At 73.2% G+C, this 15,949-nt stretch carries 17 protein-coding genes; 11 read left to right on the forward strand and 6 right to left on the reverse strand.

Annotated elements, in window-relative coordinates; translation table 11 throughout:
• Nucleotides 1-252: 252 nt before the first annotated feature.
• Nucleotides 253-1,293: a PHP domain-containing protein gene (locus tag C593_RS0113565; RefSeq protein WP_018847833.1), complete on the reverse strand. Its 1,041-nt coding sequence runs from the start codon at nucleotides 1,291-1,293 to the stop codon at nucleotides 253-255.
• Between the two features lie 356 nt (nucleotides 1,294-1,649).
• Here C593_RS0113565 and C593_RS0113570 point away from each other — a divergent pair, with 356 nt between their 5' ends.
• Entirely contained in the window at nucleotides 1,650-2,084 is a 435-nt protein-coding gene (locus C593_RS0113570; RefSeq protein WP_018847834.1) for a subtilase-type protease inhibitor, read from the forward strand.
• A 157-nt stretch (nucleotides 2,085-2,241) separates the two neighbouring features.
• Here C593_RS0113570 and C593_RS0113575 read toward each other — a convergent pair whose 3' ends face one another.
• The 3 genes from C593_RS0113575 to C593_RS0113585 all read right to left on the reverse strand — a co-directional run bounded on the left by C593_RS0113575 (nucleotide 2,242) and on the right by C593_RS0113585 (nucleotide 5,373).
• A complete protein-coding gene (locus C593_RS0113575; protein WP_018847835.1) occupies nucleotides 2,242-3,042 on the reverse strand; it encodes a hypothetical protein in 801 nt (266 codons plus the stop codon).
• Nucleotides 3,042-4,322 (reverse strand): VWA domain-containing protein, encoded by a 1,281-nt coding sequence (locus C593_RS0113580; RefSeq protein WP_018847836.1) that lies wholly within the window; start codon nucleotides 4,320-4,322, stop codon nucleotides 3,042-3,044. Before C593_RS0113580 ends, C593_RS0113575 begins: the two co-directional genes overlap by 1 nt.
• A gap of 178 nt (nucleotides 4,323-4,500) precedes the next feature.
• Nucleotides 4,501-5,373 (reverse strand): ABC transporter substrate-binding protein, encoded by an 873-nt coding sequence (locus C593_RS0113585; protein ID WP_018847837.1) that lies wholly within the window; start codon nucleotides 5,371-5,373, stop codon nucleotides 4,501-4,503.
• A 221-nt stretch (nucleotides 5,374-5,594) separates the two neighbouring features.
• On the opposite strand from C593_RS0113585, the gene C593_RS0113590 reads away from it, so the two are divergent.
• Entirely contained in the window at nucleotides 5,595-6,023 is a 429-nt protein-coding gene (locus C593_RS0113590) for a VOC family protein (protein WP_018847838.1), read from the forward strand.
• Here C593_RS0113590 and C593_RS0113595 read toward each other — a convergent pair.
• Together C593_RS0113595 and C593_RS29640 are read right to left on the reverse strand one after the other, a co-directional pair.
• Complete coding sequence (locus C593_RS0113595) at nucleotides 5,960-6,703, reverse strand: helix-turn-helix domain-containing protein (RefSeq protein WP_018847839.1); 744 nt, start codon at nucleotides 6,701-6,703, stop codon at nucleotides 5,960-5,962. The two genes, C593_RS0113590 and C593_RS0113595, sit on opposite strands and share 64 nt — an antisense overlap.
• A 10-nt stretch (nucleotides 6,704-6,713) precedes the next feature.
• A complete protein-coding gene (locus C593_RS29640) occupies nucleotides 6,714-7,979 on the reverse strand; it encodes a YihY/virulence factor BrkB family protein (protein ID WP_078521534.1) in 1,266 nt (421 codons plus the stop codon).
• Between the two features lie 188 nt (nucleotides 7,980-8,167).
• Between C593_RS29640 and C593_RS0113605 the strand changes: the two genes are divergently transcribed.
• The 9 genes from C593_RS0113605 (at nucleotide 8,168) to C593_RS0113645 (ending at nucleotide 15,940) form a co-directional block, all read left to right on the forward strand.
• Complete coding sequence (locus tag C593_RS0113605; RefSeq protein ID WP_018847841.1) at nucleotides 8,168-8,734, forward strand: GNAT family N-acetyltransferase; 567 nt, start codon at nucleotides 8,168-8,170, stop codon at nucleotides 8,732-8,734.
• Between the two features lie 164 nt (nucleotides 8,735-8,898).
• On the forward strand, nucleotides 8,899-8,982 hold the full coding sequence (locus C593_RS33760) for a putative leader peptide (protein WP_310650533.1): 84 nt from the start codon (nucleotides 8,899-8,901) through the stop codon (nucleotides 8,980-8,982).
• A gap of 115 nt (nucleotides 8,983-9,097) precedes the next feature.
• On the forward strand, nucleotides 9,098-10,795 hold the full coding sequence (locus C593_RS0113610; RefSeq protein ID WP_018847842.1) for a nitrite/sulfite reductase: 1,698 nt from the start codon (nucleotides 9,098-9,100) through the stop codon (nucleotides 10,793-10,795).
• A complete protein-coding gene (locus tag C593_RS0113615; RefSeq protein ID WP_018847843.1) occupies nucleotides 10,792-10,971 on the forward strand; it encodes a hypothetical protein in 180 nt (59 codons plus the stop codon). Before C593_RS0113610 ends, C593_RS0113615 begins: the two co-directional genes overlap by 4 nt.
• Complete coding sequence (locus C593_RS0113620) at nucleotides 10,968-11,678, forward strand: phosphoadenylyl-sulfate reductase (RefSeq protein ID WP_018847844.1); 711 nt, start codon at nucleotides 10,968-10,970, stop codon at nucleotides 11,676-11,678. Before C593_RS0113615 ends, C593_RS0113620 begins: the two co-directional genes overlap by 4 nt.
• Before the next feature lie 13 nt (nucleotides 11,679-11,691).
• On the forward strand, nucleotides 11,692-12,297 hold the full coding sequence (gene cysC, locus C593_RS0113625; RefSeq protein WP_018847845.1) for an adenylyl-sulfate kinase: 606 nt from the start codon (nucleotides 11,692-11,694) through the stop codon (nucleotides 12,295-12,297).
• Nucleotides 12,294-13,250, forward strand: coding sequence for a sulfate adenylyltransferase subunit CysD (gene cysD, locus C593_RS0113630; protein WP_018847846.1), 957 nt, complete (start codon nucleotides 12,294-12,296; stop codon nucleotides 13,248-13,250). The genes cysC and cysD overlap by 4 nt, the downstream gene beginning before the upstream one ends.
• A gap of 2 nt (nucleotides 13,251-13,252) precedes the next feature.
• Nucleotides 13,253-14,596 (forward strand): GTP-binding protein, encoded by a 1,344-nt coding sequence (locus tag C593_RS0113635; protein ID WP_018847847.1) that lies wholly within the window; start codon nucleotides 13,253-13,255, stop codon nucleotides 14,594-14,596.
• A gap of 234 nt (nucleotides 14,597-14,830) precedes the next feature.
• Nucleotides 14,831-15,940 carry an aliphatic sulfonate ABC transporter substrate-binding protein gene (locus C593_RS0113645; RefSeq protein ID WP_018847849.1) on the forward strand — a complete coding sequence of 370 codons (1,110 nt, stop codon included), beginning with the start codon at nucleotides 14,831-14,833 and terminating at the stop codon, nucleotides 15,938-15,940.
• The last annotated feature ends 9 nt before the right edge of the window (nucleotides 15,941-15,949 follow it).

Genomic DNA, 15,949 nt, shown 5'->3' on the forward strand with positions numbered 1-15,949 from the left:
TGCGGGCAGTGCCCGTCGCCATGACAGCCATCGGTCACACCTCCTGTTCGCGTCTGCGCGGGCGCCGGTGCGGCGTCGCGTACGGGTTCGGCTCGGGGGCCGCGTGGCGGCCGTCCCTTCGACGGGGTCAGCGTAGAGGGAGGTGTCACGCGGGGGCCACTGGTTTTCCCCGCCGGCGGCTTTCCACCGCCGGTGGCCTCTCCACCGGTGGTATTCCACCGCTGGAGAGGCCACCGGTGGCCCATGGCCCGTTCAGGAGGCGGACGGCGTGCGGCCCGTGCCGGTCCAGCGGGTGAGCTGTGCGGCACTCCAGGTGTTGACGACCCGTTCCGCGGGGACCCCGCAGCGTTCGGCGCGGTCGCAGCCGATGAGCTGCCAGTCGAGCTGTCCGGGCGCGTGGGCGTCGGTGTCGATCGCGAAGAGGACGCCCGCGTCGACGGCCTTGCGCAGCAGCCGCAGGGGTGGGTCCCTGCGCTCGGGGCGGGAGTTGATCTCGACGGCGGTTCCGTGTTCGGCGCATGCGGCGAAGACCCGGTCCGCGTCGAAGCTCGATTCGGGGCGGGTGCCGCGTTCGCCCGTGACCAGGCGGCCGGTGCAGTGGCCGAGGACGTCGGTGAGCGGGTTCTCGACGGCCCGGACCATGCGGCGGGTCATCGCGGGGGCGTCCATGCGCAGCTTGGAGTGGACGGAGGCGACCACCAGGTCGAGCCGCTCGAGGAGTTCGGGTTCCTGGTCCAGGGTGCCGTCCGGGAGGATGTCGCACTCGATGCCGGTGAGCAGCCGGAACGGCTTCCAGGAGGCGTTGAGTTCCTCGATCAGGTCGAGCTGTTCGCGCAGCCGGTCGGGGCTGAGGCCGCGGGCGACCCTGAGGCTGGGCGAGTGGTCGGTGAGGACGGCCCAGTCGTGGCCGAGGGCGCGGGCGGTGCGCCCCATCTCCTCGATCGGGCTGCCGCCGTCGGACCAGTCGGAGTGCAGATGGCAGTCCCCGCGCAGGGCGGCGCGGAGTTCGGTACCGCCGTCGGCGAGCGGTCCGGCGGCCTCGGCCTCGTCCTCCAGTTTCCGCAGATAGCCGGGGATTTCGCCGGCCAGGGCCTCGCGGGCGACCTTGGCGGTCTTGGGCCCGACGCCCTTGATCCGCTCCAGGTCGCCGCTGCCGGTCCGGCGGGCGAGGTCGTCGGGGTCGAGGGCGGCGAGTGCCGCGGCGGCGGTGCGGAAGGCCCGCACCCGGTAGGTCTCGGCGCGGGAGCGTTCCAGCAGGAACGCCACGCGGTCCAGCGCTTCGACGGGTTCCATCGGCAGGCTCCTCCCGGCCCGGGGCCTCTCGTTGCCAGTGAACCCCGGCGGGCCGGTGACGACCACTGGTGGGATGTGCGGGCATCGATGGGGCCCCGAGAGGGCACTCCACCTTTCAATCAATGATTCAAGGGTCCATTCACCTTATGTTTGCGCGCCGAATCACCTCTAACGTCTTTCTTTGGCCAAACATTCGCACTACTGAACGGCTGGTCAGTACCCGGAGGCCGGTCACCGCCTGGCCCCGGAGCATCACCACCGGTGACCTGATCCCGCCCCAGCGGCGGGCGTTCGCCCGGGGAATCGGCAAGACTCCGGTCCGGATTCACACCCCCGAACCCAACGGAGTGTTCGTTATGCGGTACATCGCCAGAGGACTCGCGCTCGCCGGCCTCACCCTCGGCCTCGCGCTCGCCCCGGGCGCGGGCAGCGCCGGCGCCGCCCCGGCCGGCGCGGAGAGCCTCTACGCGCCGTCGGCCCTCGTCCTCACGGTCACCACCGGCGACGAGACCCTCGACGGCACGGTGCTGCGCGCCGTCACCCTGGACTGCGCCCCCGCCGCCCGCGGCTCCCACCCCGCGCCCCGCGCGGCCTGCGCCGAACTGCGCGCCCAGGCAGGGCGGTTCGAGGCCACGGTGACGCCCGACCCGGACGTCGCCTGCACCCGGCAGTGGGACCCGGTGACCGTCACGGCGGACGGCGTATGGGAGGGCAAGCGCGTCGCGTACCGCCACACCTTCGGCAACCCCTGTATGAAGGGGAGCGCGAAGGGCGTGCTCTTCGCCTTCTGATCCGGGCGCGGGCCACGCGCGGAAGCGGCCACGGCATCGAATGCCGTGGCCGCTTCCGCGTCCCGCGGGCGGGAAGAACGGGCCCGGCCGGGCGCCCGGGGGCGCAACCCGGTACGGGCCCGGCCGGGCAGCGGGGGAAGTCCCGGTACGAGCCCGGTCAGGCGCCGGGCGGCACCCGCGAGGGACGGCCCGCACCGCGGGTCAGGACATAGCCGCCGACGCCCGCGAGGGCGGCGAGGACAGCGCCCGCGCCGGTCCACAGCCAGCGGTCGGACCACCAGCCGGAGGAGAGGTCGAGCCCGGCCTTCTCCTCGTTGCGCCGCACCTCCGCCGAGATGCCCGGCACCAGCGGTTCGGCGAGCGCGCCGTCGACCGCGTACGCACCGCCGGCCTCGTGCGGTACGGCCTCCATCTCGGCGCGCACCGGCAGGCCCTGGTCCTGCTCGGGCAGGGCGGTGACGGTCAGCCGGACGTAGTAGCTGCCCGGCAGGGGGTCGTTCGCCCACGGGTCGGCGAGTGAGCGGACCGGGCGCAGGGTGCAGGACAACTCGGCGGTGGCCGCTTCCCGTTCGGCCGTGCGGCTCTGCATCCCGTACATGCACGCCTGGCGGCGGCGGAGTCCGTCGTACACGTCGATCCGCCAGGTGGACGCGCCGTGGCGGGCGGTGGACTCGGGGAGGGTGACCTTGGCCCGCACGGTCGGGCGGTCGCCCGCCGCGGCGGAGAACACCCAGTAGAGGTAGTCGCCGCTGGACGCGTCCGCCGTCGCCTTCTGTCCCTGCTTCACGGGCGTGGCGGTGCGGAAGGTGGTGCCCGCCTCCGTCGGCCCGGCTTCCGTGGTCCCGGCGTCCGTGGACGTGGGGCTCGGCGAGGGGGTGTCCGCGGCGGCCGGGACGGCCGGGCCGAGCAGGGCGGCGCCGGCCAGCAGGCCGGCCGTCAGGATCCTTGTGCCACGCATCAGTTGGTCCTCCAGACGGAGACGCGCCAGCGGGAGACCCAGCCCCACACCAGACCGGTCAGGAAGCCCGCGACGACCAGCAGGCCGAGCAGCCACCAGCCGCGGCCGAGGCCGAAGGAGGCCACGTCGGAGGCGGCGTCGGGCGCGTCCGTCACGTCGACGGTCAGCTCGACGGGCATACCGGGCTCGGTCTTGACCCCGGCGGCGGGCGAGAAGGAGTTGCTGACCTGGAGGCAGACCGTCTCCGCGGCCGGCTTCGCGTCGGTGTCGTCCGCGTCGTCGGAGGGCGGCTTGGGGTAGCGCAGCCCGGTGGAGATCAGGTCGGTGCGGCCGTCCCCGGCCTCGGAGCCGCGCACGATCTCGCGGCCGTGCACGGTCACGGCCCGCAGCAGGACGCCGTAGTCACGGCCCACGCGGCGGTCGGCGCCGATGCTGACGGAGGCGCGCAGTTCCTGGCCGGGCAGCACGTCGACCCGGTACCAGCGGTGCTCGCCGAACTTCTCGCGGTCGGTGTAGAGGCCGGGGGTGAGCACGGGCGCGCCGTCGCACCGTTCGGCGCCCTCGGTGGCGACGGGCACCACCACGGGGTCGGCCGCGCGTTCCACCAACTGGCTGACTCTGCCGGAGAGTTCCCTGGTGTGCTGGACGGAGGTGTAGGTGCCGCCGGTCGCCTCGGCGATGCAGCGGAGCTGGGCGCGGGTCTTGGCGTCGGGGACCAGGCCGAGGGTGTCGATGACGAGGTGGATGCCCTTGGCGGCGATCTCGCGGGCCACCTCGCACGGGTCGAGGGGGGCGCAGGTGTCCTCGCCGTCGGTGATCAGGACGATCCGGCGGGTGGCGTCGCCGCCCTCCAGGTCCTTGGCGGCGCCGAGCAGGGCGGGCCCGATCGGCGTCCAGCCGGTGGGCGCGAGGGTCGCGACGGCGGCCTTGGCCTCGGTGCGGTCGAGCGGTCCGACGGGGTAGAGCTGCCGGGTGTCCTCGCAGCCGCGCTCGCGGTCGTCGCCGGGGTAGTCCGCGCCGAGGGTGCGTATGCCGAGCCGCACCTCGTCCGGGACGGCGTCCAGGACCTCGTTGAACGCCTGCTTGGCGGCGGCCATCCGGCTCTTGCCGTCGATGTCGGAGGCCCGCATGGAACCGCTGACGTCGAGGACGAGTTCGACCTTGGGTGCTTCCTTCGCCGCCGGTTCACCGGCGGCGGCCGGTGCCGCGGGGAGCAGCCCGGCGGCCAGGGCCGCGAGCAGGGCGCAGAGCCCGGTCGCGAGCCGTTTTCTTATGATCATCCGCCGGATCGTAGTGAGCGCGGGCGCCGCGATCCAAAACGTCCGCAGGGCGGGCGGCCGGGCCCGCCCTGCGGACCGTTTCGCGGGCGGCCCGCGCGCCTCTCCCAGGCCCCTGTGCCTCTCTCGGCCCGCGCGCCTCTCCCAGGCCCCTGTGCCTCTCTCCGGCCATGCGCCTCTCTCAGGCCCGGCGCGCCGCCAGGGCCTCGGCGACCCGGTCGAAGAACGCGGCGTGGGCGGGTGCGCTGCACGGGAGTTCGGGGTTCCAGGGGACGACCGTCCTGCCGTCGGTGACGGCCCGCCAGGCCGGACTGCCGGCGAGGCGCGCCAGGGGTTCGGCGTTGACCCGGACATCGGCGAGGACCACGTCGGCTTCCAGCAGGGCGGCCGACGTCCAGTCGGTGGTGGACCAGTTGACGCCCGCGCCGGGCGCGGGGGCCGCCATCCGCACCCCGCAGTCGGCGAGCGCCCGCAGGTCCGGCCAGGCTCCCGGGCGGGCCAGGTGCACGCTGTCCGGTCCGGCGGGCGACAGGGCCAGGACGCGCGCGCCCGGGGCCCGTGCGGCCGCCGCGCGCAGCCGCTCGCGGGCCGCCTCGACCGCGGACGGCGACCGGGAGGCCGCACCGAGGGAGACGGCGAGGGCGGTGAACCGGTCGCGGACCTCGTCGAGCGAGTGTCCCTGGCCGACGTCCAGGAGGACGACGGGGACGTGCTCCTCCAGATGCTTGGCGGTGTCCGGGTCCAGCCCGTAGACCCGGTCCGTGCCGTAGCCGACGGCGACCACCAGGTCCGGGCGGTGCGCCAGGAACGCGTCGACGCCGACGCCCGGGCCGGGGCCGAGGTAGGTCACCTCGCCCGGGGGCAGCGCGCCGGCCTTCGCCGGGTCCACCTCCGGGCCGTCGTGCGCCGAGCCGAACACGGCCACGGGGCGCAGCCCGTGGTCGAAGAGCGCGGCACCCGCCTGGAGGTAGGCGACCAGTCGTGCCGGGGTGCCGGGCGAAGCCGCCGTCCGGCCCCGGTCGTCCGCGAACCGCCATCCGTCTCTCTGCTCCATGCAGCCTCCGCTCGGGTCCCTCGGCCGGCGTCGACCCCGGCGCCGCCGTCGCACGCGTCGCGGTGTCCCTGCCCCGGGGCGACCCGGCGTACGCGTGCAACCGCCTTGATCCGGCCAGGAGTTCACCCCGTGCGGCGCCGGTGCCGGCGGCTGCGGGCGGGTGGCCGGCGGGTGTCCGAATCCTTCAAGACGGGGCCGTGCGCGCGCCCTACGGTGGCGGTATGACCGAGCAACCGCACACCACCCCGGGGCCCGTGCCCCCGCGTCTCGACGCGATCGGCCTGGTCGTCTCCGACATGGCCGCCTCACTCGCCTTCTACCGCCGCCTGGGTCTCGACGTGCCCGCCGGGGCGGACTCCGCCCCGCACGCCGAGGCCGTGCTGCCGGGCGGGGTCCGGGTGCTGTGGGACACCGAGGAGACGATCCGCTCCTTCGACCCGTCCTGGACCCGGCCGTCCGGCGGCGAGCGCCTGGGCCTCGCCTTCCGCTGCGCGGACCCGGCGGCCGTGGACGCCCGCTACGCGGAACTGGTCGCGGCCGGGTACCCGGCCCACATGGAGCCGTGGGACGCCGCGTGGGGGCAGCGCTACGCGGTGGTGCTCGACCCGGACGGCACGGGCGTCTCCCTCTTCGCCGACGCCTCGGTGTAGGCGCCGAGGGTCATACCGCTGAGGGCGCGCATCTCCCGCGCGAGATGCGCCTGGTCGGCGCAGCCGGCCGTGAGGGCCGCCACGGCGTACGGGGCACCGTCGTGGATCAGGGCCAGGGCGCGCCGCAGGCGCAGGATGCGGGCCAGCGTCTTGGGTCCGTAGCCGAAGAGGTCCTGGGAGCGCCGGTGGAGCTGCCGTACGCCGAGGCCCGCGTGCTCGGCGGCCGTGGCGACGCTCCCGCCCGATGCCAGGTGCCGGACCAGGGGCGTGAGCCAGGCGTCGGGGGGACGGGCGTCCGCCGCCCTGCGCAGTGCCACGGCCTCCAGGCCCGCGGCCGGGTCGGCGGGGTCCACCCGGGCGGCGAGCCGGCGCGCCTCGGCGGCTCCCCACAGATCGGCGAGCGGCACCCGCAGGTCGCGCAGTTCGCGGGCGGGGACGCCGAGGAGGGCGGGCGCGGTCCCGGGGGCGAAGCGCAGGCCCGCCCGGACGGGTGCGGGGGCGTCGGTGGCGGCGTGGGCACGGGTGTCGGGTCCGGCCACGAGGAGGCCGCCCTCGCTCCAGAGGAGGTCCATACAGCCGTCCGGCAGGACGGGACGCGGGGCGGCGGCCCCGTCGCGGGCCCCGGGGGTGAGGGTCCACAGGACGGCTCCGGTCAGGCGGGACGGCCGCTCGCGGTACACGGCTTCGAGGCTACCGGCCGTTGTCCCCGCCGTCCGCGCCACCGCCCGGGCCCGGGGCCGGTCCCGATCCGGGTCCGGGCTCGCGCCCGTTCTCCCGGCCGCCGCCTCCCCGCCCGGGCTCCCGGCCGTTGTCGCGGCCGTTGTCGCGGCCGTTGTCCCGGCCCGTGTGCAGGCGGGACTTCACATCGTCCGGCGGCAGGAACTTCGACCAGCGCTCGGGAAACTCGGACGGCATGTCCCCGCCGCCGTCGTCCTCGTCGTCCTCCCCGTCGCCGTACAGCTGGGACGCCCGGGCGCGGGCCAGAAGTTCGGCGGCGTCGGCGGCGCGGGCGCGCTCGTTCGCGGCGCGGGCCGCGGCCGTGGCGACCGAGGGCCAGACCCGGTCGATCGCGGCGTTCACGGCCGCGCCCACCAGCACGGCGAACGCGGAGATCCCTATCCAGAGGAGGAAGGCGATGGGGGCGGCGAGGGAGCCGTAGATCGTCGGTCCCTCCACCGTGCTGGTCAGGTAGATCCGCAGCAGGAAGCTGCCCAGCACCCACATGGCCAGGGCGACCAGCGCGCCGGGGATGTCCTCGACCCACGGCGAGCGCACCGGCACGGACACGTGGTACAGCGTGGTCAGGAAGGCGATCGACAGCAGGATGACGACCGGCCAGTACAGCGCCCGGACCACCTCGGTGCCCCAGGGGATCAGCTCCACGACCCGGTCCGGGCCGACCACGGCGAGCGGCAGGACCACCGCGCCGATCAGCAGGGCGATGAGGTAGAGGAGGAAGGCGAGCAGCCGGGTGGCGACGATGCCCCGGTGGCCGTCCAGTCCGTACATCACGGTGATGGTTTCGATGAAGACGTTCACCGCGAGGGACCCGGACCACAGGGCGATGGCGAAGCCGATGGAGATGACGTCGGGCCGGCCGCCCTGGGTGACGTCCTCCAGCAGGGGTTTGGCGATGTCGTTGACGCCCCGGTCCGACAGAACGGTGCCGACGGCCGCGAGGATGTTCTCCTCGATGGAGGCGACGGTGGTGGTGTTCGTCCAGTCGTCGATGTAGCCGAGGAGGCCCAGCAGGCCCAGCATCAGCGGCGGCACGGAGAGCAGGGTGAAGAAGGCCGCCTCCGCCGCGAGGCCGAGGATGCGGTACTCGATGCACGAGTTGACGGTGTCCTTCAGCAGCAGCCAGGTCATCTTCCGCTTGGAGACGTTGCGGTAGAGGACTCGGGCCCGGTGGAGCCGGCCCGGGGGCCGCTCGGGTGTCTCGTTTGCTGCCTGCACCTCCTTACCGTATCCGTACGGCGGGCAGCGGGTGACCGGCCGCACACCGTCCGCCGCGCTCCGCTTCGGGGTCCGCGCGGCGCGCGGGCCCCGGGGGCGCGGGGCGGCGGATCCGCTGCCGGGGGCGAGGTCCCGGGCGGGGGAGCCGGGGTTTGGCCGGATCCGGGCGGCGTGATTGTCTGACCGCCATGAGCATCGCCGTCACCACATGGTCCCTGGAGCAGACGTCCCCCTCCGATCTGAGGCCCGCGTCCGCGCCCGAGGGGGACGTCCGGGTCGTGCGCGCCGAGGTCCCCTCGCCGGAGTTCAGCCGCTTCCTCTACACCTCCGTGGGCGGCGACATCCGCTGGACCGACCGGCTCGGGATGACGTACGCGGAGTGGGAGAAGTGGCTGGACCGGCCGGGCGTCGAGACCTGGGTGGCGTACGACCGGGGGACGCCCGCCGGCTACGTGGAGCTGGAGGCGCAGGACGGCGGCGCCGTGGAGATCGTGTACTTCGGGCTGATCCCGCGGTTCCGCGGTCGGCGGATCGGCGGGCACCTCCTCTCCTGTGGCGTGGCCCGGGCCTGGGACCTGGCCGAGCGGTGGTCGGGCCTGCCCGCCACCTCCCGGGTGTGGCTGCACACCTGCTCCAAGGACGGCCCGCACGCGATGGACAACTACCTGCGGCGCGGCTTCCGGCTCTTCGCCACCAGGGTCGAGGAGGAGGACGAGATCGCGACCCCCGGCCCCTGGCCCGGCGCCCTCGGCTGACCCTCTCCGCGGTCGCCGGACGGCCCCGGCGACCGCGCACCCGCACGACCACGGGCGTCCGCACCGCGGTGACCTACGACACAGTGTCCCACCCTGCGAGACATTGATGTCCACATATTGGATGACGGTGGACTGGGTCCAAAGTCCCGTGACACGCTTCCGTCATGTCCAGCACTGGAATTGCCTTGGTGAGTCGGCGGCACGTCGACCTCGGCCGCATGTCCAGCGCCATCTGTCCGGCCTGCTGAGAGTCCAGCACCGCCGCACCCCTTCTGTCTTCGCCCCGCCCTGCGCACCGCCGCGCTCTCGCCGCGAGTGTGCAGCTCAGAGCCGCCCTCCTGCAGTCTCGAAGGACGTATCCCCATGGCCGCCACCCCCAAGGAGCCCGCCTCCGCCACGCCCCGTCGCAAGGCCGGACGCCACCGCGGCGAGGGTCAGTGGGCGCGGGGCCACCTCACTCCGCTCAACGCCAACGAGCAGACCAAGAAGGACGACGACGGTCTCAATGTGCGGACACGCATTGAGACGATCTACGCGAAGCGCGGTTTCGACTCGATCGACGGCGCCGACCTGCGCGGACGGATGCGCTGGTGGGGTCTCTACACCCAGCGCAAGCCCGGGATCGACGGCGGCAAGACCGCGATCCTGGAGCCGGAGGAGCTGGACGACAAGTACTTCATGCTGCGCGTCCGCATCGACGGCGGCCGGCTCACCACCGAGCAGCTGCGCGTCATCGGCGGGATCTCCGAGGAGTTCGCGCGCGGCACCGCCGACCTCACGGACCGGCAGAACGTGCAGTACCACTGGATCCGGATCGAGGACATGCCCGAGATCTGGCGGCGCCTGGAGGGCGTCGGGCTGTCCACCACCGAGGCGTGCGGCGACACCCCCCGCGTCATCCTGGGCTCCCCCGTCGCGGGCATCGCCGAGGACGAGATCATCGACGGCACCCCGGCCATCGACGAGATCTACCGCCGGATCGTGGGCAACAAGGACTTCTCCAACCTGCCCCGGAAGTTCAAGTCGGCGATCTCCGGCTCCCCGCTCCTCGACGTCGCGCACGAGATCAACGACATCGCCTTCGTCGGCGTGGAGCACCCGGAGCACGGACCGGGCTTCGACCTCTGGGTGGGCGGCGGCCTCTCCACCAACCCCAGGCTGGGCGTGCGCCTCGGCGCCTGGGTCCCGCTGGACGAGGTCCCCGACGCCTACGAGGGCGTCATCTCCATCTTCCGCGACTACGGCTACCGCCGGCTGCGCAACCGCGCCCGCCTGAAGTTCCTGGTGGCCGACTGGGGCGCGGAGAAGTTCCGCCAGGTGCTGGAGGACGAGTACCTGAAGCGCAAGCTGGTCGACGGCCCCGCCCCCGAGCAGCCGATCGCCCAGTGGCGCGACCACGTCGGCGTCCACCGGCAGAAGGACGGCCGCTTCTACGTCGGCTTCGCGCCGCGCGTCGGCCGGGTCGACGGCGCCACCCTCACCAAGATCGCCTCACTGGCCGAGGAGCACGGCTCCGGGCGGCTGCGCACCACCGCCGAGCAGAAGATGGTCGTGCTCGACGTGACCGAGGACCAGGTCGACTCCCTGGTCTCCGGGCTGGAGGCGCTGGACCTGCGGGTCACCCCTTCCCCGTTCCGGCGCGGCACCATGGCCTGCACCGGCATCGAGTTCTGCAAGCTGGCCATCGTCGAGACCAAGGCGCGCGGCGCCTCCCTCATCGACGAACTGGAGCGCCGGCTGCCCGAGTTCGAGGAGCCGCTGACCATCAACATCAACGGCTGCCCGAACGCCTGCGCCCGGATCCAGGTCGCGGACATCGGCCTCAAGGGACAACTCGTCCTGGACGAGGACGGCAACCAGGTCGAGGGCTACCAGGTCCACCTCGGCGGCGCGCTCGGCCTGGAGGCCGGCTTCGGCCGCAAGGTGCGCGGGCTGAAGGTGACCTCCGAGGAACTGCCCGACTACGTCGAGCGGGTGCTGCGCCGCTACCAGGCGGAGCGCGAGGACGGCGAGCGCTTCGCGGTCTGGGCCGCGCGCGCCGGGGAGGACGCCCTGTCATGAGCGAGCGAGCCGCCCCCTTCTACTGCCCGTACTGCGGCGACGAGGATCTGCGCCCCAACGAGAGCGGCCACGGCGCGTGGGAGTGCGCGGCGTGCAACCGGGCCTTCCAGCTGAAGTTCCTCGGGCTCCTGGCCCGGGGGGTCCGGTCCGACAGCAGCGGGAGGGACAGGATATGACGACCGATCAGGCCGTCCGGCAGGACCGGGACCTGGAGTCGCTGGCCGAGCGGGCGGGCCGCGAGCTGGAGGACGCCCCGGCGACGGACATCCTCCGGTGGGCGGCGGACACCTTCGGCAGCCGCTTCTGTGTCACCTCCTCCATGGAGGACGCCGTCGTCGCCCATCTGGCCTCCCGCGTCTTCCCGGGCGTGGACGTGGTCTTCCTCGACACCGGCTACCACTTCGAGGAGACCATCGGTACCCGGGACGCGGTGGACGCGGTGATGGAGGTCAACGTCATCACCCTCACGCCCCGCCAGACGGTGGCCGAGCAGGACGCCGAGTACGGCCCGAAGCTGCACGACCGCGACCCCGACCTGTGCTGCTCGCTGCGGAAGGTCGCCCCGCTGCGGGACGGCCTGACGGAGTACGACGCCTGGGCGACCGGTCTGCGCCGCGACGAGTCCCCGACCCGCGCGAACACCCCGGTGGTGGGCTGGGACGAGAAGCGCCGCAAGGTGAAGGTCTCCCCCATCGCCCGCTGGACGCAGGACGACGTGGACGCCTACGTCGCCGAGCACGGGGTGCTGACCAACCCGCTCCTCATGGACGGCTATGCCTCCGTCGGCTGCGCGCCCTGCACCCGCCGGGTCCTTCAGGGCGAGGACGTCCGGGCCGGGCGCTGGGCCGGGCGCGGCAAGACCGAGTGCGGCCTGCACGGCTGACGGGCCCGCACCGATGACCACCACCCCCTCGCCGCCCGCGCACCCCGCGCCGGCGGCCACCGACCGCACCGACTTGGAGAACGACGTGACCGGAGCCACGATCTGGCTCACGGGTCTGCCGAGTGCCGGCAAGACCACGATCGCCCGCGAACTGGCCGCACGGCTGGAGGCCGAGGGACGCCGGGTCGAGCTGCTCGACGGCGACGAGATCCGCGAGTTCCTCTCCGCGGGCCTCGGCTTCGGCCGGGAGGACCGGCACACGAATGTGCAGCGGATCGGTTTCGTCGCCGAACTCCTCGCCTCGCACGGGGTGCTGGTGCTGGCACCCGTGATCGCGCCGTACGCGGACAGCCGGGAGGCGGTCCGCAAGCGGCACCAGCGGGAGGGCACCGCCTATGTGGAGGTGCATGTCGCGACGCCGGTCGAGGTGTGCTCGGAGCGCGATGTGAAGGGCCTGTACGCCAAGCAGGCGGCCGGTGAGATCAGCGGCCTGACCGGAGTGGACGACCCGTACGAGGCGCCGGAGGCGCCGGACCTGCGGATCGAGTCCCAGAACCAGACCGTGGCCGAGTCCGCCGAGGCGGTCCGTGTGCTGCTGGCCGAGAGGGGTTTGCTGTGACCACCACGACCACCACGACCACCACCGTCGCGACGGCACGACAGAGTGCGGACGGGTCGTACGCGCTGTCGCACCTGGACGCGCTGGAGTCCGAGGCGGTGCACATCTTCCGCGAGGTGGCGGGGGAGTTCGAGCGGCCGGTGATCCTGTTCTCCGGCGGCAAGGACTCGATCGTGATGCTGCACCTGGCGCTGAAGGCGTTCGCCCCGGCGCCGGTGCCGTTCTCCCTGCTGCACGTGGACACCGGGCACAACTTCCCCGAGGTCATCGAGTACCGGGACCGGACGGTCGAGCGGCACGGACTGCGGCTGCACGTCGCCTCGGTGCAGGAGTACATCGACGCGGGCAAGCTGCGGGAGCGCCCCGACGGCACACGCAACCCGCTGCAGACGGTGCCGCTGACGGAAGCCATCCAGGAGCACCGTTTCGACGCGGTGTTCGGCGGCGGGCGGCGGGACGAGGAGAAGGCCCGGGCCAAGGAGCGGGTGTTCTCGCTGCGGGACGAGTTCTCCCAGTGGGACCCGCGCCGGCAGCGCCCGGAGCTCTGGCAGCTCTACAACGGCCGGCACGCGCCGGGTGAGCATGTGCGGGTCTTCCCGTTGTCGAACTGGACCGAGCTGGATGTGTGGCAGTACATCAGGCGGGAGCGGATCGAGCTGCCGGAGATCTACTTCGCCCATGAGCGGGAGGTGTTCCGGCGGTCCGGGATGTGGCTGACCGCGGGCGAGTGGGGCGGCCCGAAGGAGTCGGAGACTCCGGAGAAGCGCCTGGTGCGCTACCGGACGGTCGGGGACATGTCCTGCACGGGCGCGGTGGACTCGGCCGCCACCACCCTGGAGGCGGTGATCGCGGAGATCGCGGCCTCCCGGCTGACCGAGCGGGGGGCGACCCGCGCGGACGACAAGCTGTCCGAGGCGGCGATGGAAGACCGCAAGCGCGAAGGGTACTTCTAGAGATGACGAGCACCACCGAGCAGCTCGCCGGGCTGTCGGAGCAGACGACGCTGCTGCGCTTCGCGACCGCGGGTTCCGTGGACGACGGCAAGTCGACCCTGGTGGGGCGGCTGCTGCACGACTCGAAGTCGGTCCTCGCGGACCAGCTGGAGGCCGTGGAGCACGCCTCGCGCAGCCGGGGCCAGGAGGCGCCGGACCTGGCGCTGCTGACCGACGGCCTGCGGGCCGAGCGGGAGCAGGGCATCACCATCGACGTGGCGTACCGGTACTTCGCCACCGCGCGGCGCCGGTTCATCCTCGCGGACACCCCCGGGCACGTGCAGTACACCCGGAACATGGTGACGGGCGCGTCGACCGCCGAGCTGACGGTCGTGCTGGTCGACGCCCGCAACGGCGTGGTCGAGCAGACCCGCCGGCACGCGGCGATCGCGGCCCTGCTGCGGGTGCCGCACGTGGTCCTCGCGGTCAACAAGATGGACCTGGTGGACTACGCGGAGAACGTGTTCGCGGCCATCGCCGAGGAGTTCACGGCGTACGCGACCGAGCTGGGCGTCCCCGAGGTGACCGCCGTCCCGATCTCCGCGCTGGCCGGGGACAACGTGGTGGAGCCGTCGGCACGGATGGACTGGTACGGCGGGCCGACGGTGCTGGAGCACCTGGAGACCGTCCCGGTCAGCCACGACCTGGCGAGCTGCCACGCCCGCTTCCCGGTGCAGTACGTGATCCGGCCGCAGACGGCGGAGCACCCGGACTACCGGGGCTACGCGGGGCAGATCGCGGCGGGCACCTTCCGGGTGGGCGAGCGGGTGACCGTCCTGCCGTCCGGGCGGCAGTCGGTGATCGCCGGGATCGATCTGCTGGGTGTGCCGGTGGAGGCTGCGTGGACGCCGCAGTCGGCGACCCTGCTCCTCGCGGACGACATCGACATCTCCCGCGGCGACATCATCGTGCCCAGCGGCGACGCCCCGGCCACCAGCCAGGACGTGGAGGCGACGGTCTGCCATGTCGCGGACCGGCCGCTGACGGTGGGGCAGCGGGTGCTGCTGAAGCACACCACCCGCACGGTGAAGGCGATCGTGAAGGAGATCCCCTCCCGCCTGACCCTGGCCGACCTGTCCCAGCACCCCGAGCCCGGGGAGCTGGTCGCCAACGACATCGGCCGGGTGCGGGTGCGCACCGCCGAGCCGCTGGCGATGGACTCCTACGCGCACTCCCGCCGCACCGGCTCGTTCCTGCTGATCGACCCCGCGGACGGCACCACCCTCGCGGCCGGCATGGCGGGCGACGCGTTCGCCGCCCCGGACGCCCCGGCCCCCGGACCCGACGACGAGGGCTGGGACTTCTGATGACCGACGTCTGGGCCACCTTCGCCAAGGAGGGCGGCCGCGTCGGCAGCGGCGCCCTCGGCGCGGGCACGGGAGGGGTGGCGCGATGTGCGCGCTGACCGCTCCGGCGGCGGCGCCGTACCTGCTGCGCCGCTCCCTCCGCGCCACGCACCACCGAAGACCCGTCCCTGACGAACACGACCCGGCCGCGTCCGACACGACGTAGGGACCGGGCCGACGAGAGGAACACCTCCCGTGCCAGCCACTCGCACCGCGCTCCGGCGCCGCCTGACCGCGGCGGCCGTTCTGCCGCTGTTCGCCGTGGTGCTCACCGCCTGCGGCTACGGTGCCGAGGCACCGAAGGACGACGAGATCGCTCCCGCCGCCGGCGGCCGAAAGCTCTCCGTGGACGAGGTGAGGCTCGGCTACTTCCCGAACCTCACCCACGCCACCGCCCTGATCGGCGTCCAGGACGGCCACATCCAGAAGGAGCTGGGCGGCACCGCGCTGAAGGCCAGCACCTTCAACGCCGGCCCCTCCGCGATCGAGGCCCTCAACGCGGGCAGCATCGACATCGGCTTCATCGGCCCCTCGCCGTCCATCAACGCCTTCACCAAGTCGAACGGCCGGAACCTGCGCGTCATCGGCGGTTCCGCCTCCGGCGGTGTGAAGCTCGTCGTCGACCCGAAGAAGATCAAGACGCTGGACGACCTCAGGGGCAAGAAGATCGCCACGCCCCAGAAGGGCAACACCCAGGACGTCGCGCTGATCAACTGGATCAACGAGAGGGGCTGGAAGGTCGACACCGAGTCCGGCAAGGGCGACGTGTCCGTGGTCCGCTCCGACAACAAGGTCACCCCCGGCGCCTTCGCGTCCGGCTCCCTCGACGGCGCCTGGGTGCCCGAACCGACCGCGTCCAAGCTGGTCACCCTGGGGGGCAAGGTCCTCCTCGACGAGACGAGCATCTGGCCCGACGGGAAGTTCGTCATCACCCACATCATCGTGTCCCAGACCTTCCTCAAGGAGCACCCGGACGCGGTCGAGGCGGTGCTGCGCGGCACGGTGCGGACCAACGCCTGGATCAGCGCCAACCCGGACGCGGCCAAGGCGTCCGCGAACAAGGCGCTGGAGAAACTGTCCGGCAAGCCGCTGCCCGCCGAGGTCCTCGACCCGGCATGGCCGTCGATCCGGATCACCGACGACCCGCTGGCCGAGACCCTGAGGACCCAGTCCGAGTGGGCGGTCGACTCGAAGCTGCTCCCGGAGGCGGACCTCGACGGCATCTACGACCTGCGCATCCTCAACAAGATCCTGAAGGCCGAGGGCCGGCCCGAGGTCTCCGACGCCGGCCTCGGCGTGAAGTAACCCCCACCA

It is taken from the genome of Streptomyces sp. CNT372, from assembly GCF_000377145.1.

Bases quoted from the DNA above. Each gene is read 5' to 3' on its own strand.
- C593_RS0113565 (WP_018847833.1), bottom strand. From the start codon at position 1,293: ATGGAACCCGTCGAAGCGCTGGACCGCGTGGCGTTCCTGCTGGAACGC.
- C593_RS0113570 (WP_018847834.1), top strand. From the start codon at position 1,650: ATGCGGTACATCGCCAGAGGACTCGCGCTCGCCGGCCTCACCCTCGGC.
- C593_RS0113575 (WP_018847835.1), bottom strand. From the start codon at position 3,042: ATGCGTGGCACAAGGATCCTGACGGCCGGCCTGCTGGCCGGCGCCGCC.
- C593_RS0113580 (WP_018847836.1), bottom strand. From the start codon at position 4,322: ATGATCATAAGAAAACGGCTCGCGACCGGGCTCTGCGCCCTGCTCGCG.
- C593_RS0113585 (WP_018847837.1), bottom strand. From the start codon at position 5,373: ATGGAGCAGAGAGACGGATGGCGGTTCGCGGACGACCGGGGCCGGACG.
- C593_RS0113590 (WP_018847838.1), top strand. From the start codon at position 5,595: ATGACCGAGCAACCGCACACCACCCCGGGGCCCGTGCCCCCGCGTCTC.
- C593_RS0113605 (WP_018847841.1), top strand. From the start codon at position 8,168: ATGAGCATCGCCGTCACCACATGGTCCCTGGAGCAGACGTCCCCCTCC.
- C593_RS33760 (WP_310650533.1), top strand. From the start codon at position 8,899: ATGTCCAGCACTGGAATTGCCTTGGTGAGTCGGCGGCACGTCGACCTC.
- C593_RS0113610 (WP_018847842.1), top strand. From the start codon at position 9,098: ATGGCCGCCACCCCCAAGGAGCCCGCCTCCGCCACGCCCCGTCGCAAG.
- C593_RS0113615 (WP_018847843.1), top strand. From the start codon at position 10,792: ATGAGCGAGCGAGCCGCCCCCTTCTACTGCCCGTACTGCGGCGACGAG.
- C593_RS0113620 (WP_018847844.1), top strand. From the start codon at position 10,968: ATGACGACCGATCAGGCCGTCCGGCAGGACCGGGACCTGGAGTCGCTG.
- cysC (WP_018847845.1), top strand. From the start codon at position 11,692: ATGACCACCACCCCCTCGCCGCCCGCGCACCCCGCGCCGGCGGCCACC.
- C593_RS0113635 (WP_018847847.1), top strand. From the start codon at position 13,253: ATGACGAGCACCACCGAGCAGCTCGCCGGGCTGTCGGAGCAGACGACG.